This window comes from Natrinema sp. H-ect1 (assembly GCF_041821105.1).
GTDB classification, from domain to species: domain Archaea; phylum Halobacteriota; class Halobacteria; order Halobacteriales; family Natrialbaceae; genus Natrinema; species Natrinema thermotolerans.
In genome coordinates this window covers 58,789-74,703 of the sequence record NZ_JBGUBA010000012.1, presented here as the reverse complement: position 1 = coordinate 74,703, position 15,915 = coordinate 58,789, and the positions used below count along the sequence as shown (strand labels likewise).

The 15,915-nt window shown below is 60.5% G+C and carries 13 protein-coding genes and 1 pseudogene; 5 read left to right on the top strand and 9 right to left on the bottom strand.

The window, feature by feature from the left end; translation table 11 throughout:
- The first annotated feature begins 119 nt into the window (after positions 1 to 119).
- Together ACERIM_RS17190 and ACERIM_RS17185 are read left to right on the top strand one after the other, a co-directional pair.
- Complete coding sequence (locus tag ACERIM_RS17190) at positions 120 to 1,286, top strand: beta-ketoacyl synthase N-terminal-like domain-containing protein (protein ID WP_006648221.1); 1,167 nt, start codon at positions 120 to 122, stop codon at positions 1,284 to 1,286.
- Positions 1,286 to 1,672 carry a Zn-ribbon domain-containing OB-fold protein gene (locus tag ACERIM_RS17185; RefSeq protein ID WP_006648220.1) on the top strand — a complete coding sequence of 129 codons (387 nt, stop codon included), beginning with the start codon at positions 1,286 to 1,288 and terminating at the stop codon, positions 1,670 to 1,672. Before ACERIM_RS17190 ends, ACERIM_RS17185 begins: the two co-directional genes overlap by 1 nt.
- A gap of 48 nt (positions 1,673 to 1,720) precedes the next feature.
- On the opposite strand, the gene ACERIM_RS17180 is transcribed toward ACERIM_RS17185, so the two are convergent.
- Complete coding sequence (locus tag ACERIM_RS17180; RefSeq protein ID WP_006648219.1) at positions 1,721 to 3,358, bottom strand: acyl-CoA synthetase; 1,638 nt, start codon at positions 3,356 to 3,358, stop codon at positions 1,721 to 1,723.
- A 187-nt stretch (positions 3,359 to 3,545) separates the two neighbouring features.
- Between ACERIM_RS17180 and ACERIM_RS17175 the strand changes: the two genes are divergently transcribed.
- Positions 3,546 to 5,243: a methylmalonyl-CoA mutase gene (locus ACERIM_RS17175; protein WP_006648218.1), complete on the top strand. Its 1,698-nt coding sequence runs from the start codon at positions 3,546 to 3,548 to the stop codon at positions 5,241 to 5,243.
- A gap of 131 nt (positions 5,244 to 5,374) precedes the next feature.
- Positions 5,375 to 5,791 carry a cobalamin B12-binding domain-containing protein gene (locus tag ACERIM_RS17170; protein WP_006648217.1) on the top strand — a complete coding sequence of 139 codons (417 nt, stop codon included), beginning with the start codon at positions 5,375 to 5,377 and terminating at the stop codon, positions 5,789 to 5,791.
- An 81-nt stretch (positions 5,792 to 5,872) separates the two neighbouring features.
- Here the strand turns inward: ACERIM_RS17170 and ACERIM_RS17165 are convergent.
- The 8 genes and pseudogenes from ACERIM_RS17165 to ACERIM_RS17130 all read right to left on the bottom strand — a co-directional run bounded on the left by ACERIM_RS17165 (position 5,873) and on the right by ACERIM_RS17130 (position 14,691).
- Positions 5,873 to 6,502, bottom strand: a pseudogene (locus tag ACERIM_RS17165) (IS6 family transposase).
- Positions 6,503 to 6,875: 373 nt separating this feature from the next.
- The gene (locus tag ACERIM_RS17160; protein ID WP_172704504.1) at positions 6,876 to 7,025 is read right to left on the bottom strand and encodes a hypothetical protein; all 150 of its coding nucleotides are present in this window, start codon (positions 7,023 to 7,025) and stop codon (positions 6,876 to 6,878) included.
- Between the two features lie 643 nt (positions 7,026 to 7,668).
- On the bottom strand, positions 7,669 to 9,099 hold the full coding sequence (locus ACERIM_RS17155) for a S8 family serine peptidase (RefSeq protein WP_373633583.1): 1,431 nt from the start codon (positions 9,097 to 9,099) through the stop codon (positions 7,669 to 7,671).
- 687 nt (positions 9,100 to 9,786) lie between these two features.
- A complete protein-coding gene (locus ACERIM_RS17150) occupies positions 9,787 to 10,323 on the bottom strand; it encodes a hypothetical protein (protein ID WP_373633582.1) in 537 nt (178 codons plus the stop codon).
- 106 nt (positions 10,324 to 10,429) lie between these two features.
- Entirely contained in the window at positions 10,430 to 11,047 is a 618-nt protein-coding gene (locus ACERIM_RS17145; protein WP_373633581.1) for a hypothetical protein, read from the bottom strand.
- A 331-nt stretch (positions 11,048 to 11,378) separates the two neighbouring features.
- Positions 11,379 to 12,623: an anion permease gene (locus ACERIM_RS17140; RefSeq protein WP_373633580.1), complete on the bottom strand. Its 1,245-nt coding sequence runs from the start codon at positions 12,621 to 12,623 to the stop codon at positions 11,379 to 11,381.
- A 117-nt stretch (positions 12,624 to 12,740) separates the two neighbouring features.
- Complete coding sequence (locus tag ACERIM_RS17135; protein WP_049967066.1) at positions 12,741 to 13,748, bottom strand: DMT family transporter; 1,008 nt, start codon at positions 13,746 to 13,748, stop codon at positions 12,741 to 12,743.
- A 535-nt stretch (positions 13,749 to 14,283) separates the two neighbouring features.
- Positions 14,284 to 14,691 carry a CopG family ribbon-helix-helix protein gene (locus tag ACERIM_RS17130; RefSeq protein WP_373633579.1) on the bottom strand — a complete coding sequence of 136 codons (408 nt, stop codon included), beginning with the start codon at positions 14,689 to 14,691 and terminating at the stop codon, positions 14,284 to 14,286.
- Between the two features lie 103 nt (positions 14,692 to 14,794).
- On the opposite strand from ACERIM_RS17130, the gene ACERIM_RS17125 reads away from it, so the two are divergent.
- Entirely contained in the window at positions 14,795 to 15,646 is an 852-nt protein-coding gene (locus tag ACERIM_RS17125; protein ID WP_373633578.1) for a hypothetical protein, read from the top strand.
- Positions 15,647 to 15,915: the final 269 nt, after the last annotated feature.

Here is a 15,915-nt window from a genome sequence, read left to right as displayed (position 1 = left end):
GGTCGGACTGTCGTAGTAAATGTCCCGACTCTCGTCAGTGGCGGAACCGCCGGTCACAACCACCGGCCGTCGTCCGACACAGCTATACCGCACGAACTGATATGTGATGATGATAACTAATGACACAGGTGCAACTCGCCGGCACAGGCATGACGACGTTTGGCTCCCACCCCGATCGGACGGGCAGGGACATGTTCGCAGACGCCGGGCTCGCCGCTCTCGAGGACGCCGGCGTCCCGGCTGGGGACGTCGACGAACTCTTCTACGGCAACTTCGTCGGCACCCTCTCGGAAGGGCAGGGTCATCAGGGGCCGCTCATGGCGGAGGCACTCGGCACGACCGTCCCATCGCGACGGATCGAAAGCGCCTGTGCCTCGAGCGGGCTCGCGGTCCACGACGCCGTGCGTGCGATCCGAAGCGGCGAGTCCGATGTCGTCGTTGCTGGTGGTATGGAGCGGATGACGAACATGGGCACGGCCGGGGCGACGAAAGGGCTGGCCAGTGCGGCCGACGATCTCTATGAAGTCCGGTCGGGTGTCACCTTCCCCGGCGCGTACGCGCTGATGGCTCGGGCCTACTTCGACGAGTACGGCGGCACCCACGAGGATCTGGCCCATATCGCGGTCAAAAACCACGACAACGCACTTGCCAACGACCACGCTCATCTCCAGCAGGAAATCACGGTCGCGGACGCACTCGATGCACCCGAGATCGCGTCCCCGTTTACCCTGTACGACGCCTGTCCGATCAGCGACGGGGCGGCCGCGATCGTCTTGACCACCCCCGAATACGCCGCGGAACACGACCTCGAGGCCGACGTGGCGATCACGGGTGCCGGCCACGGCGGCGATACGATGGCGCTGCACGATCGCCAGTCGCTCTCGAAGACGCCTGCAACCCGCGACGCGGCAGTGGACGCCTACGACGACGCCGGCATCGAACCCAGCGATATCTCCGTCGCGGAGGTTCACGACTGCTTTACGATCGCCGAAGTCCTCGCCCTCGAGGGGCTCGGCCTCTACAGTCACGGCGAGGCGATCGGGGCAGCCCGCCGCGGCGAGACGCGCCGTGACGGCGAGTTGCCGGTGAACCTCTCCGGCGGCCTGAAAGCGAAGGGCCATCCGGTCGGCGCAACCGGGGCCGCCCAGGTGGCTGCCATCGCGACGCTGCTCGACGGCACCCATCCGCGGGCCGACGCCGTCGACGACGCCACGGTCGGCGTCGCCCAGAACGCTGGTGGGACCGTCGCCAGTGCGACCGTTCACGTTCTGGAGGTGATGGAGTGATGACGGACGTGACCAACGGCGAGTACGACGCGTTCCTCGAGGCGCTTGCAGCGGGCGAGGGCTACTACCGCAGCTGCGAGAACGGGCACGGCCTGCTGCCACCACGGCGTGCCTGCCCGCACTGTGGCGATCGCAATCTCACGGAGCGGGACCTCCCATCGGCCGGCGAGATCGTCACGCACACGACCGTGTCCGTCCCGACGCCGCAGTTCGAAGACGACGCCCCCTACGTCACCGCCGTCGTCGACTTCGGCGGCGTCCGACTTACAGGAGTCGTGCGAGGCATCGATCAAACGGCCGTCGAAATCGGTGACCGCGTCACCGCGACCGTCGAATCCAACGAGACTGACGGCGAGCGGACGATCGTTTTCCGTCCGGCAGAATAACGGGCCGAATTCGCGCTACGAACCCCACTCGAGCGGGCGTCGACCCGGCTACAGGCCGTGTTTCTGCTGCTCTTCTTTGCGGAGTTCGACGCGGCGGATCTTCCCGCTCGAGGTTTTGGGGAGTTCGTCGGTGAACTCGATCCGGCGGGGGTACTTGTAGGGTGCCGTCTCTTCTTTCATGAACGACTGTAAGTCGTCTTTCAGTTCGTCGGTGCCCTCGTGGCCCTCGGCGAGGATCACGTAGGCCTTGACGACGCTGCCGCGTTCTTCGTGTGGACTGTCGACGACGGCGGCCTCGGCGACGGCATCGTGGGTGACGAGGGCGTCCTCGACCTCGAAGGGACCGATGCGATAGCCCGACGAGATGATGATATCGTCGGCCCGGCCTTCGAAAAAGAAGTAGCCGTCCTCATCGCGGGAGGCGAGGTCGCCCGTGCGGTAGTAGTCGCCGGAGAGTTTCTGCTCGTCGAGGTTCGGTTTCTCGTAGTAGCCGTCGAAGATCGCCGGCGAGTCGACCGGCACGGCGATCTCACCGATCTCGCCGGGCTCGACCGTTTCCTCGTCGTCGACGTCGATGATCGTCGCGCCGACACCGGGCGTCGGCTTGCCCATGCTGCCGGGTTTGACGTCGATTCCGGGGTAGTTCGTCACCAAGGCAACGGTCTCAGTCTGGCCGTAGCCGTCACGCGGGGTCACGCCCCAGGCGTCCTGAATGCGCTCGATCGGCTCACGGTTGAGTGGCTCGCCCGCCGAAAGCGCGTCGTTGAGGGTGACATCGTAGTCCTCGAGGTCGGCGTTGGCGAACATCCGGTACTGGGTCGGGACGGCACAGAGCTTGGTGACCCCTTCCGCTTCCATGATCTCGAGGAACGTGTCGGGCTCGAACTCGCCGTCGTAGATGAGTTGGGTCGCGCCCGTCGTCAGGCCGACGCCGACCGGGCTCCAGAACCACTTCGCCCAGCCGGTCCCCGTGGTGGCCCACAGCAGTTCGTCCTCGAGGTCGGTGTCCTCGTCGACACCCCACCAGTAGGGGGCGTTGATCCGGTTGAAACAGTACTGCCAGCGGTGTTTATGCAACACCGGTTTGGGCTGGCCGGTCGTTCCGCTGGTGTAATTGATCGTCATCGGATCCTCGGCAGCCAACTCGGGGCCGTCGTAGTCAGTCGACTCCTCGGCCATGACGTCCGCGACCGTCGTCCATCCCTCGCCCTGCAGGTCGTCTTCGGAACCGTCGAGGACGATGACCCGCTCGAGTGGGGTCTCCTCGAGTACCGGTTCGACCATGTCGGTCAGCGATTCGTGGACGACGATACTCGTCGCGGAACAGTCGTCGGCACGGAACGCGATGTCTTTCGAGCGCAGCATCGACGAACAGGGGACCAGCAGCGAGCCGGTCGCCAGCGCACCGAGTTGGATAGCGAACGCGTCGGGATGGCGCGGGAACAGGTGCATCACCCGGTCGCCCTCGGTGACGCCGAGGGACTCGAGGCCGTTGGCAAAGCGGTTCATGTCGTCCCGGATATCGGCGTAGGTCCGTTCCTCACGGGCCCCCTCGTCGTCCAAGAACCGGACGGCGACGCGATCGCCGGCCGAGTCGGCGTGGTCCGTGACGACCGACGTGATCGCATACGAATCCGGGATATCCCACTCGAAGCTGTCTGCTTCTGTAGTGTAATTAACACCCATACGCTGCCAATCAGAACGCGCAATCTTGAATCTTTTGTTACAATTGGTAATTTGTATCATCTATATATTCAATATCCATCGCATCCCCGGTGTCGGCCGCCGACTCCGGCCGTCGATCGTCACTCCCGTCGGAGAGTCGCCTCGAGCGGCACAACATTTTAGAAGAGTTGCATCTATACGCTAGACAATGTTCGACGAGCAAGAACTGGCGGAGATTTCCCAACAACGGGAGTCGTGGGAAGCGGAGACGCTCGATCCGTCGTTAGAACGCGGCGAGCGCAAAGAGCGATTCGCGACGGTCTCGAACCACGAGGTCGATCGCCTCTACACGCCCGAAGACATCGCCGACCTCGAGTTCGACGAGGACCTCGGGTTCCCCGGTGAGCCACCGTACACGCGGGGGCCGTACCCGACGATGTACCGCGGGCGCACGTGGACGATGCGCCAGTTCGCCGGGTTCGGGACCGCAGAGGAAACCAACGAACGCTTTCATTACTTGATCGACGAGGGCCAGACCGGGCTCTCGACGGCGTTCGACATGCCGTCGCTGATGGGGATCGACTCGGATCATCCAATGAGCGAAGGCGAGGTCGGTAAGGAGGGTGTCGCCGTCGACACGCTCCGGGACATGGAAATCCTGTTCGACGGCATCGACATCGATGACGTGTCGACCTCGTTTACGATCAACCCGTCGGCAGCGGTCATCTACGCGATGTACATCGCGCTGGCCGACCAGCAGGGCGTCCCCCGTGACGAAGTCCGGGGGACCCTCCAGAACGACATGCTGAAGGAGTTCATCGCGCAGAAAGAGTGGGTCATCCCGCCGGAGCCCTCCCTCGAAATCGTCACTGACACGATCGAGTTCGCCGTCGAGGAGACGCCGAAATTCCACCCGGTCTCGATCTCGGGCTATCACATCCGGGAGGCCGGCTCGACTGCGGCCCAGGAGGCCGCCTTTACGCTCGCCGACGGCTTCGCCTACGTCGAGGACTGTCTCGAGCGCGGACTCGACGTCGACGAGTTCGGCCCGTTGCTGTCGTTTTTCTTCAACTCACACAACTCCATCTTCGAGGAGGTTGCGAAGTTCCGGGCCTCACGCCGTGTCTATGCCCGTCTGATGGAGGAGTGGTACGGCGCGGACGAGCCCGAATCCAAGCGCATGAAGTTCCACACCCAGACGGCGGGCCAATCGCTGACGGCCCAGCAGCCACTGAACAACATCGTCCGGGTGACGATTCAGGCGCTGGCAGGCGTCTTCGGCGGGACCCAGTCGTTGCACACCAACAGCTTCGACGAGGCGCTGGCGCTGCCAAGCGAGAAGGCAGTCCGCGTCGCCTTGCGGACCCAGCAGATCATCGCCGAGGAGTCCGGTGCGGCCGATATCGTCGACCCCATGGGCGGCTCCTTCGCCATCGAGAAACTCACAAACGAGATGGAAGCCGAGATCATGGACTATCTCGAGGAGATCAAAGCAATGGGCGACGGCTCGATCCGCGACGGCGTCCTCGAGGGCATCAACCAGGGCTACTATCACCGCGAGATTCAGGAAGCGAGCTACGAGTACCAGCAACGCGTCGAACGCGGCGAGGAAGTCGTCGTCGGCGTCAACGAGTACACCATCGAGGAAGACACTTCGCCGGAGCTGTTACACGTCGACGAAACGACGCGGGATCGCCAACTCGAGCGCTTAGAACAGGTCAAAGCCGACCGCGACGATGCGGCCGTCGATGCGACGCTCGAGGCGCTGTCGGACGCGATCGAACGCGACGAGAACGTCATGCCGTACATCGTCGACGCCGTCAAGGCCTACGCAACGATGGGGGAGATCATGCAGGTCTTCGAAGACCACCACGGCGCGTATCGAGAGGAGATCAGTCCAGTCTGAACCGGTCCCCCATCGGATGTCGCTCCCCGCACCTTCCGGAGTCGGTCTTTTCCCGGTCGGAAGCGCCGTTCCGGCGGGCGAAACTGGCAGACTCCGATAGAATCATACGTTTCCTCTTCGAATCGCGGCCCATGAGTATCGAGAACGATGAGCGGACGATTCGATGTATGGTTGCAAAGGTCGGTCTCGACGGCCACGACCGTGGCGCACACGTCATTTCTCGAGCGTTCCGTGACGCCGGCTTCGAGGTCATCTACTCCGGACTCCACAAAGCACCCGACGACATCGTCCAGGCTGCAGTGCAAGAGGACATCGACGTCCTCGGCATCTCGATTCTCTCCGGGGCGCACGATACGCTCGTCCCGAAAATCATGGACGGCCTCGAGGAATACGGCGCGAAAGCGGAGACGCTCGTACTCGTCGGCGGCGTGATTCCGGAAGAGGACCGCGACGAACTCGAAGCGGCAGGGGCTGCTGCGATCTTCGGTCCCGGAACGTCGATCGAAGAGACGATCGACTTTGTCCGTAAAAACGTCCCCGACCGGTAACCACGGATGGCGGTCGATCGCGATCACAGCGGGGATCTACCGATATGGTTGAAACACTCGGATAGTGGCCACAGGCTATGTTCAGATTGGCTGGTTCCAGCAATACGCGTAGCTCTGGAGCCAGGTTCGGCGGTTGCTAGTTCTGCATTTTTGAAGAGATATCCAAACTGGTAGGTCTAACTATTTACCTCTTGAAAGAGACGTTCAACAGTACTCCAATTTCCACGTGTCTCGTTTCGAAATCGGAGTCCGTGTCGGTGGAGTGCAGCGTGGATCCAGGGGCCTGAACCGCCGAGAAACACAGCGTCTTCGACATCGTCTTTCTCGCGTAGTTCAGCGAGGAATTGGCTGATGAGTCCAGATTTCGCGTTGGAAAGAATCTAACGTGGAGGTTCATCGGTCTCGGAAGCGACAGCAGCGTACAGCCAGTACCGCTGATCGTCGAGTTGGATCACGGTTTCGTCGAGAGCGACGTGATCAGGTTGGGTACCATATGTCGGCTGTCGCTCGGCTTTTTGCATAGTTCTAGACGGTCGATCGTGCCCGTTTGACACCGAAACTATATAAGATATAGACAGTATCCAAAAGTGATGATTGACACAGCTGAAGTTGGATACTCAACTCTGTCAGATTGTGTGGTGTCTGCTCGCGCCCCACAAAATCTAATTCGATCCCGATGCTATAGTAGCCGCTGAAACGATTCACACACAGGTCGCAACGCTGTCGTTCGATCAGGTGTGCAATGACTTTCAGCGGCTACTATAGCTCCACTAGGGCGTTGGAATTCAGGCATGGACACCTCGAACCCCAACTGCCTCGTTCTTCAAACGCTACTCTGAACAGCGCCCCCGACGTACGTCCGAAGACCGTCCGTCAGCGTCGGATCGTCGTCGTAGGTGTCTGTGAGTTCGACGATCCGATCGCCGTCCTCAGGAACCCACCGTGTCCCGCACTTGGGTTGGTCGGTGGCGGGTTCGTAGGTCGTCTCGCCGTCAGGCTCGTCAGCCGAGTAGGCGGAAACTCCCGTGAGGCCGCTTTGGGTGTAGGAAACGAGAATGCGTGTGTTCTCGTCGTTGAGGACCTCTCACTCGGCGACCACATGGTCTTCCGTACCGTCACCCTCGCCCGCTCGAGCGAGTTCGTCGCTGTACAGGACTGCGTAGTCCGGGTGGTCACCGGTCGGTTCCAGACAGCCATGGACGGTCAGCGAGGCGGTCGGACAGCTACTCGTCACCGCCGTTCGTCGCGGCCTTCGCCGGCGGTTGTACGTCGACCTCGCTGATCGGCTGTGGATCGGTGTTGTTGATCGACCGTTGTGCGCCCTCGTCGCGGGTTCGTCCCGTCCCGATCGAACCCGAGAACTTCGCCGATCACGAGGCCCTTCGCGTCCGAGTGCAGGTCGTCAGAATCGGCTGCCGAATCGGGGATCGGTGCCTCAGTGCTACTCTCGTCCGATTCGGCAGTCTCCTCTACGGTGTGTGAGGTGTTAGCACTGTCGGCTGCGTTGCCAATGGACGTGTCGCCGTCGGTCGCAGCCTCGAGGAGTGCTGCATACACGACACATGTCGGACACCAGACATTCTCGGTCACGGTAGTAAGAACAGAGACTGAGAACTACTTCCCGTATCGCACTCGTGGTGCGGAGTCTACAGCGGTTCAATTTTACGTACGAATCCAAGACTGGGAAGCAGTTCAGGAATCAATACCCTCGATTTGATCCGTCTCGAGTATACTCGCGAAAATCAAACACATGATCGTTGCTTCTACTCGGCCGCCAAAATAATACTCGAGATAGAGAACGAATGACCAAAGGCAGAACTGGAGGCCGACGTCAGCATGCATCTGGCGACGGATGACCTAAAAAAGGCTAATTCGCGTTACTTCGTGGCTTTGACCAGACGCTCGAGGTCGAGATGCCCATCGCCGTGGTATAACTCGCCTTCCTCGGGCATGGTTGCAGTCTCTTTGATCAGACGTTCAACCTCTTCGACACCTGCGTCGGGGCGGAGCGACCGGACAAGTGCGACTGCAGCCGTTACCTGCGGTGCCGCCATCGATGTACCTGCCTTCCACCCGTAGCCAGGGACGACATTCCCCTGTTCATCCGTCGAAATGACCGTCGAATAGACGAGGTCATTGTACGCGTCGGGGTTCTCCGAAAGCTCCTCCACATCTGCGTTCCCACCGGCAGCACTCACGTCGACGGCACTCCCGTAGTTCGTGTAGAAAGCTGGCTGGGTCGTCGGCTCCTCCAGCCGGTTCTCCGTCAGCCACTTCTCCTCGTTGTCACTATGTTTGTCTCCCCAGCCGACGCCGATCGGACCGGTCGCGCTCACCCCGAAGATGCCCTCAACCTCCGTCGGGAGGCTGAGGATGTTCTCCGTGTCCATGTTCAGGCCATCGTTGCCAGCGGAATTGACGATGAGCATTCCCTTCTCTCGGACGGCTTTCGCCGTCCGGCGGTACGCGTCTCTGATACCTATGAGCCACGGGTACTCCTCCGGATCGACGTACGGTTCCGGGTAGCCGACGCTGTAGTTCGCGGCGTCGCAGCCGACCTCTGCGGCGTAGAGAAACGCGGCCAGCGAATCGCTCGTGTAGTTTTCTTTCCGGGAGAACACTCGGAGTGAAACGATTTCCGTATCCGGTGCGGTCCCGAGGCCACCCCCCGCAGGACCGTCGTTGGAGTTCGTCGCTGCGATGATACCAGCGACGTGGGTGCCGTGGTCGCCTGCACCGTTCGGCTCGAACCCGAGTCCATCGGTCGTGAAATTGGCTGATAGCTCCTCGTTCACGACGCCTTCGAGGTCCGGATGGTTCGGGGAAACCCCCGTGTCGACAACTGCGACGCGAGTTCCCTCTCCAGTGGTCGTATCATGGACGGATTTCCGATCATCGGGCTTGTCGGTGTAGTCACCGACGTCCTGTACCCGTTTGTCCCACTGGTACTCGGTGTTCTTTGGCGGACCATCGTGATTATGGCTGTTGCTCCGCTCGTCAACGGAGGGACCCGACTGTTCCTTGACTGCTCCGCCTTTGTCACCGCTCCAATCGACCTTTATATCCGGCGTTGTCGCGGGCGGCCCGCCAACCTTGCTCTCATCGCCTTGTGCAGCAAGCATATCGATTTCGGAAAGGTCGTGGATGATCTCTACGTCTTCGGGGACTTGCGCCCGTGAGACCTCTCGTAGGTCAATCAGGAACCGGGAGTCGGCTTTCTGTGCGCTGGCCGCTCCGGCCCCGAGTATCGTAGTACTAATCACTGCGCCCGTTGTTTGAAGGATCCTCCGCCTGCTTTGGTTTGTCATGCCAGGCACAATTATAATCACAAAAGTAATAAAACTATTTAATTATAGAAGATTTGATAACTGACTGTGGACTAGTTGACTCCTTTTGATGTTGGAACCATTTGGACTAACTAGCGAAGAAGACTCACGAACAGATAGCCACGCGACAGGCTGACCGATTACTCCCACCGCTACTCTCCCAAAATAGCGACGTGCCGGAAACCACCGTCGGAGACCAGACGAACGTAAGCCAGCGAATGCTCGAGATGCACTACGACCGACGGACTGAGAGGGAAAAGATGGAGCAGCGGCGGGAACATCTGAGCGGGCTCCGAGACGAATGTCCTCGACGACGAGCCGAATCTGGTCGAACTCGTCGTCGACGGCCTTGCCGATCCGGCGCTCGAGTTCGGGTTCGTCGATTACACCAGTCACTCAACGGACAGACGCCAACGGAGGTGCTAAACTAGACAGTGCCCGATCGACGTGGCCCTCGAGCGCGTCGATGGTCTCGACAGGCACAACATCGTGATTGATGAGACAATTAGCAGCCAACTTCCGCGCTTCTTTTGTAAGTTCAGGAGCAACTTGCTCGTAGCAGACGCTGAACTCGGTCAGTACAACGGCGGCACCACCCACCGGACGCTGATCAGAAATCGAAGCTCTCCACGGACGGGACTGGAGAGGTGTTTGACGATTGAGGATCCGTCACGGACGCGGCGTCGCGTCCGGGCCGTACTCCAAGTCCCAGTCGTCGAAGAGCGCCCGGAACTCCTCGCGCTTGCGTTCGATCTCCTCGTCACTGAGCCGTTGTTTGGATTTCGTCAATTCCTCGTCGTAGGTGAGTTCGACAGTGGCGTACCCGGTCACCTCGTCGCTCTCTGCGACCCAGGACGGGAGGCACTCGCTCTCGAGGCTGAGGTCGTACTCGTATCCCTCCGCGCCCATACACGCTGCAGCGTAGTGCTTGTCGGACTGTCGTTCGAACGTCGTTTCGAACTCCGTCACGGACCGAGCGGGCCCGATGTCGATACCGACGCCAGTCGGCTCGCGTGATATCGAGAAGTCGAGCGTCACATGAGAACTCTGGTAGCGGGCGTCGAACGGGAGACACGGGTGACCGCAACTGTGCAGGAGGACGTCTGGATACCGCTCGTCACCCGGATCGTACATCACACACTCCATCCACGTCTGGATGAACTCAAAACGGTCGACGATGAACGTCTTAGACTCGATGTTGCCCATACAGGGGGATTAGATCGGTCGGTAGTATAAATGCTGTCCGAGGTGAAAACGAAAATTGAGCTGGGAACGGCCCTATCTATTCGGTCCGGTGGAGGAACCGGCGTCCTCAGCCTGCGAGGAGCGGGCCAGCCGCGGCCGCAGAGACCGACTGTGCGGGCGGCCGGAGCCGCGGGACGCCATTCGCGCTCTCCACCCAATCGCCCGGATCCGTCGACTTGGCCTCGTCGTACTCCACCGACAGTTCCTCGTCTTGGACCACGAACGTGACCGCCCCGCCGGACTCGTGCTTGCTCGTGATGTAGAAGTTGGGCGTGTCGCTGACTTCGTCGACGTTGGCCACCGCCTCTGAGGTCGGATGCTGCTTCGAATAGTTTGCCGGCACGACAACGTGTTCCGGCGGACCCATACTGCTGACCCAGCCGGGACTGTTCATATTCGGCGAGTCAGTAGTCGGTGCGGCACCGTGGTGCTGGAGCGTAAGCACATCTACGTTGCCGTCCGCCTTCACGTCGGACGGGTCACGAGGGTCACTCGCGATGCGGAAGCGTTTCTCCTGAGCCTCAACGGTCAGGGCGACCGATTCGGCGTCAACATCACTCCCGACGGGCGCGTCAGGGTGGACGACCTGGACGTCGACGCTCGAGTCGGGCTCAAGCCGGTCGCCATCACCTGATGTGACGCTTGAGTGGAACCCCAACTCGCCAGCCGAGTCGGCATCCTCCAACGCGCTCTCGAGGTCATCCGCGGTCTTCGAGTCGGCTTTCGCGTTCCAGTAGACCTCCTCTACGTCGAGGACGATGACGTCGGCGGCCCGGTCGGTCTCCGAGGACTATAGGACGTATCCTCAAGCAGACCCGATTCGACTGAGGGCCGGACTGGGGCTAACGGCGGCTGATATCACAATCGACGGGACGGTCAAGGCACTGGGCCGTACCGGTGAAATCACCGTTGCGGCTAGCGACGAACTGACCTAGAGTCCAAGTGCCTACTCGTTCGACACCCCCACTGGAACCGGCTCCGTTCCATGTGGTGGACGGTGTCTCGGTGAGTGCCACTCACAGCAGGAACACGAACACCGGGTACGAGGTGGCAATCGCCAGTGCCGGCGTCAACACCCACATCGTGACGATGCGCTTGGCCGCGCTCGGATCGAAGAGGCTCCGCGCGTCGAGATCAGCCGGTCCTTCCGCGCCGACATCCGGTACGTCTGGGACGTCCGCTGGTTTCTCTGCCGGCTTCTCCTGGCGAGCGATGTCCCCGATGGTCGGGCCAGCAGGAGCCTCCTCGGCGCGGGAGGTGACCAATGCCCCTGTTGCGACGTCTACTTCCGGCCGCTCGGGTGTTGGGATTGCCAACTCCACCAGTGTTGCCGCCCGACTCGCTCGACCCCATCCGAGCCCAATAATCGTCGATGTCGTACTCACCGCGAGACTCGCGGGAATCCCGAAATAGGAGAGGATCGTGATCACTGTCCCACCGACGACGGAAACGATCAGTGATGCGAGGATCGGTAGTTCCGTAATATCGTCCCCGACCGTCTCCAGCGTGCGACGGGCGATAGTAAAACTGCCTAACCCGAAGGCTGCCACCGCAAGCAGGACGCCCTGATTGACAGTGAGCGATCCCCCCGAACCGACGAGGGGTGCCACTGCGTTCGCCGCGTTCGATGCCCCCGCCGAGAACGCCATATAACAGGCGATGACGACCACTGAGAGTGACCCGACGATGTCCTGTGGTGACGCGTTCTTATTTAAATACGGACGTGGAACTGTCCCCGACCGGTCAAGCTGGACGAAATGGAGATCGAATTTCGTGAACGCGATGTAACGGTCGAGATACGGGTAGATGTAGCGTCCGACTACGGCCCCGATGAGGAAACACGACAGGGGTGCGACGATCCACGCCGAGACGATAACGAACATCAGCGCCCGATTGAGAGTGTCGGATGCGAGACCCAATCCGACGATCGCCCCGACAGCCGTCATCGAGGTCGAAGCTGGAACGCCATAGAGATTGGACACGAACAACGACGCGCCCGTGAAAAACAGGACGGCGACGCTTGCAGCGGGCGTGAATTGGGTTGCCGGCACGATACTGCTACTCATCGTCGCGATGACGTTCCGACCGACGGTCCACGCACCGATAAAGCCGAAGGCGACGAACAACGCGCCAGCGGTCGTCTTTCGGACCAAGCGCGAGCCCACTGCCGGACCGAACGCCACGCCCGTTGATGATCCTCCGATGTTGAACCCGACGAATATCGCGACACCGATACCGACGACAGTTAGCAGCACAACCATCGTATCTGACTCAACATTATCTGACTACCTTATATAAGCCCTGACGCCGGAACCGCGTTGCTGCTTTTTGTCTACTTCGTTAGTTCAGCGGGTCTCGAGCGGACGACCGAGCGGCGGTCAATCGCCTGGTTGCAGTGAGGTCTGGGAGTCGGTTTCCGTCTTGTACACGTTCCCCTGGATACGGACTTCATCGCGTTCGAGCAACCGATCGTGGTCAGCCGTGTTCGAAGTGGCCCGGGTCAGCCGCCAGAGCGGCCGGATGTTACAAAGCGCGAATCCGACGACGATGAGCGCGAATCCGGCGACGGTCGCCATCGTGATTCCCTCCCCGAGCAGGGCTGCGCCGAAGACCGTCGCGACGATCGGTGTTGCGTAGTTGATGAGGCTAATGTTCGTTGCGCCGGTTCTCTCTAGCAACGTGAAATACAGGAGGAAGCCGCCCGCTGTCGCGAAGACCCCGAGGTATGTGAGCGCAGCGGCTGCCGACGGCGTCCACGTTACGTTTCGGAGCGTTGCTCCAGAATAAGCGTACGCCGTCACGTGGAGGAACACTGCACCGGTACCCATCGCCCACGCATGGAGTGCCATCGTTGGGAGGTCTGCCGACCAGCGTTCGGTCAGGACGGAGCCAAGCGCGAAGACGACTGCGGACGCCAAGAGAAGCCCGATGCCGAGGAGCTGTCCATCAACGGACCCACCGGCAATTGCAATCGAGATTACGCCGGCGAGTCCAGCACAGAGCCCGACGACATCCGTGACGTAGATCCGTTCCGTCGAGAGGACTCGAATGGCGATGATCGGCGTGATAATCGGTGTGAAACTGAGGACGATCGCAGCGACACCGCTCGTGACGTAGCTCTGGCCGATGAACGAGAACGCGAAGTGCGCTCCGATGACGAGGATGCCGTTCGAGAGGATAAGAGCGAGGTCGGCTTTCGTCCGGGGACGCCACCGAAGCCGGCCGAGTAGCACCGCGCCGACAAAAATGACCGCAGCGATATCTAGTCGGGCCGCTGCGAAGAGAAGCGGTGGGAGCGTTTCGAGTCCGACCTCGATCGCTGTGAACGCCGTTCCCCAGACGAGTGCAAGCACACCGAACAACAGCACGTCTTCTGTCTTTGTCATGTTATCATTGCATAGTATGTCATTGCTTCAAAGTCGATGTAGTCTCTATAAGCGGCTCAACTAAACGATTTGCGGGGAGGGAGATAACACGACTCAATGACTGGATTTCCTTGGTAATCATTATCTAGACATACAGTTCGGCACGAATGAGTGGCGGTGGTTTCGCTCAGTAGCCGACTAACTGTCCGTGAGCCGCTGTGCGGTTACTGGTGGATTCACTGAGGGAGAAAGCCGACGAACGGGTTCCCACCATCTATCGCATGCGACAGCCGCCGGCTCCTCGGACTGACGCCGCGAACGATGCGGGCGTTTATCGAAGATTACGCAGCCGAGTTTCGAGCCGACTCGTAGCCGAACACGACACTGACAGGGAGGAATGCCGAGAGCGGGTACGTCGAAACTTGCGGACCACTACTCCCGAAACAGCGTCCGAGATCATCGAACCGCCTGCTGTCGCTCACGTTGCGGTCACCATCCCTTCATTCCAACACCCTGGTACGATACGTCCAAGGAGTCCCCTGTCTCGAGTACGACCTCAAGGAGCGTCGCCCGGCGTAGCATCCCGGAGGAGCATCGTCTTTACGCGACCAACCCTATCGAAATCGCGGAGCCGATACACGAGTTCGCGAACCCGTTCCGACTCGCCGTGACAGAAAACCGTCTCTAAACACCACTCGCCCTGATGGGTATGGCTCATCGTCTCGATGACGTCTTGAAACTGGTGCTGGACGGAATGGAGATCGTGAATCACCTCGTGATGCCGGTAATCGAAGGCCAGAACGGCGACGACCTCACCCGATACCTCCTCGAGTTGTGAATGCCCCTCGATGTATTCCTGCATCGCTTCACGAACTGCTCGCGAGCGAGAGTCCAAGCCCTCGGCCTGCCACGTCTCGTCGAACTCGTCGAGGACGTCCGCGGATACGTTCAAACTCGTTCGCATACCTCCCAGTTGGGCCCCCGCTGTCTTGAGTACTCGATTATTACGGAAACCGCGTTCTAGTCTTAACAATCGCTATACAACACGGTGATGAAGGTGTACGTGAATGCTCTACGGCGAAGCGTTTCCACTACTAGTTGGCGCGGTTTCGCTCGGGTTCGTCCACGGCATTGAACCCGGGCACGGATGGCCGGTCGCTGCGAGTTACGCGCTCGAGCGGTCCAACAAGTGGCGCTACGGGTTCGCTGCCGGCTTCCTCATCGGTGTCGGCCACCTCGTCAGCAGTCTGGCGATGGTCGGCGTGTTCTTCTACGCGAAATCCTACTTCCAACTGACCCAGGTGAACGAGCCGATCTCGATCCTCGGCGGCGTCTCCATCGGCGGTCCGGTGAGTATCGTTGCAGGGGTATTACTCATCGGCCTCGGCGTTCGGGAGTACAGACACGGCCACTCTCACAGTCACGACTACGACGAGCATGCGGGGGACCAGTCCGCTCACCATGATCACGACCACAACGAGCAGACGGGAGACCAGTCCACCCACCACGATCACGACGCCGATGAGCAGACGAGGGACCGCTCTTCAGATGGGCTCCTTGAACGGGTGAAAACTCGGCTTGGAGACAGCGGGGGCCATTCTCACGGGCACGGGACTGAAACGGCCGCTGACGCCGACCGCGGACTGTTCGGAATCGCCTGGTTCGCGTTCGTCCTCGGATTCGCCCACGAGGAGGAGTTCGAAATCATCGGGCTCTGTGCCGGCTCGACGTACTGTCTGGAGCTGATGACCGCGTACGCCCTGACGGTCATCGTCGGTATCCTGGGTCTGACGATGCTTCTCATCGCCGGCTATCAGGAGTACGAAGAAACGGTCGAGACGTACACGCCGTACCTGCCGCTGTTCTCGGCGACCGTCCTCATCGTCATGGGACTCGGCTTCATCGCTGGCCTCTTCTGAACTGACCCATCCCGTCCTCCGCGTCTCGCTCCTCTATGAGGTCTTTCGAGCCGTCAGAGAGCGGCGGCGTCCAGAATAGGTACCTCGTCGTGTGTCTCGAGGTACCAGAGCGGGGCATCGACGGGTTCGGAAATCGTGTCACGGCGGTCAACAGTGGCGAGAACCTCAATACGGAACTAGTAGCTAACGACGTTTCGAGTAGTGTGACAGTTAGCAGGCACGGGAACCGACGCCACTGTCTTAACCAACAGAACTATGAAATTGGCGTT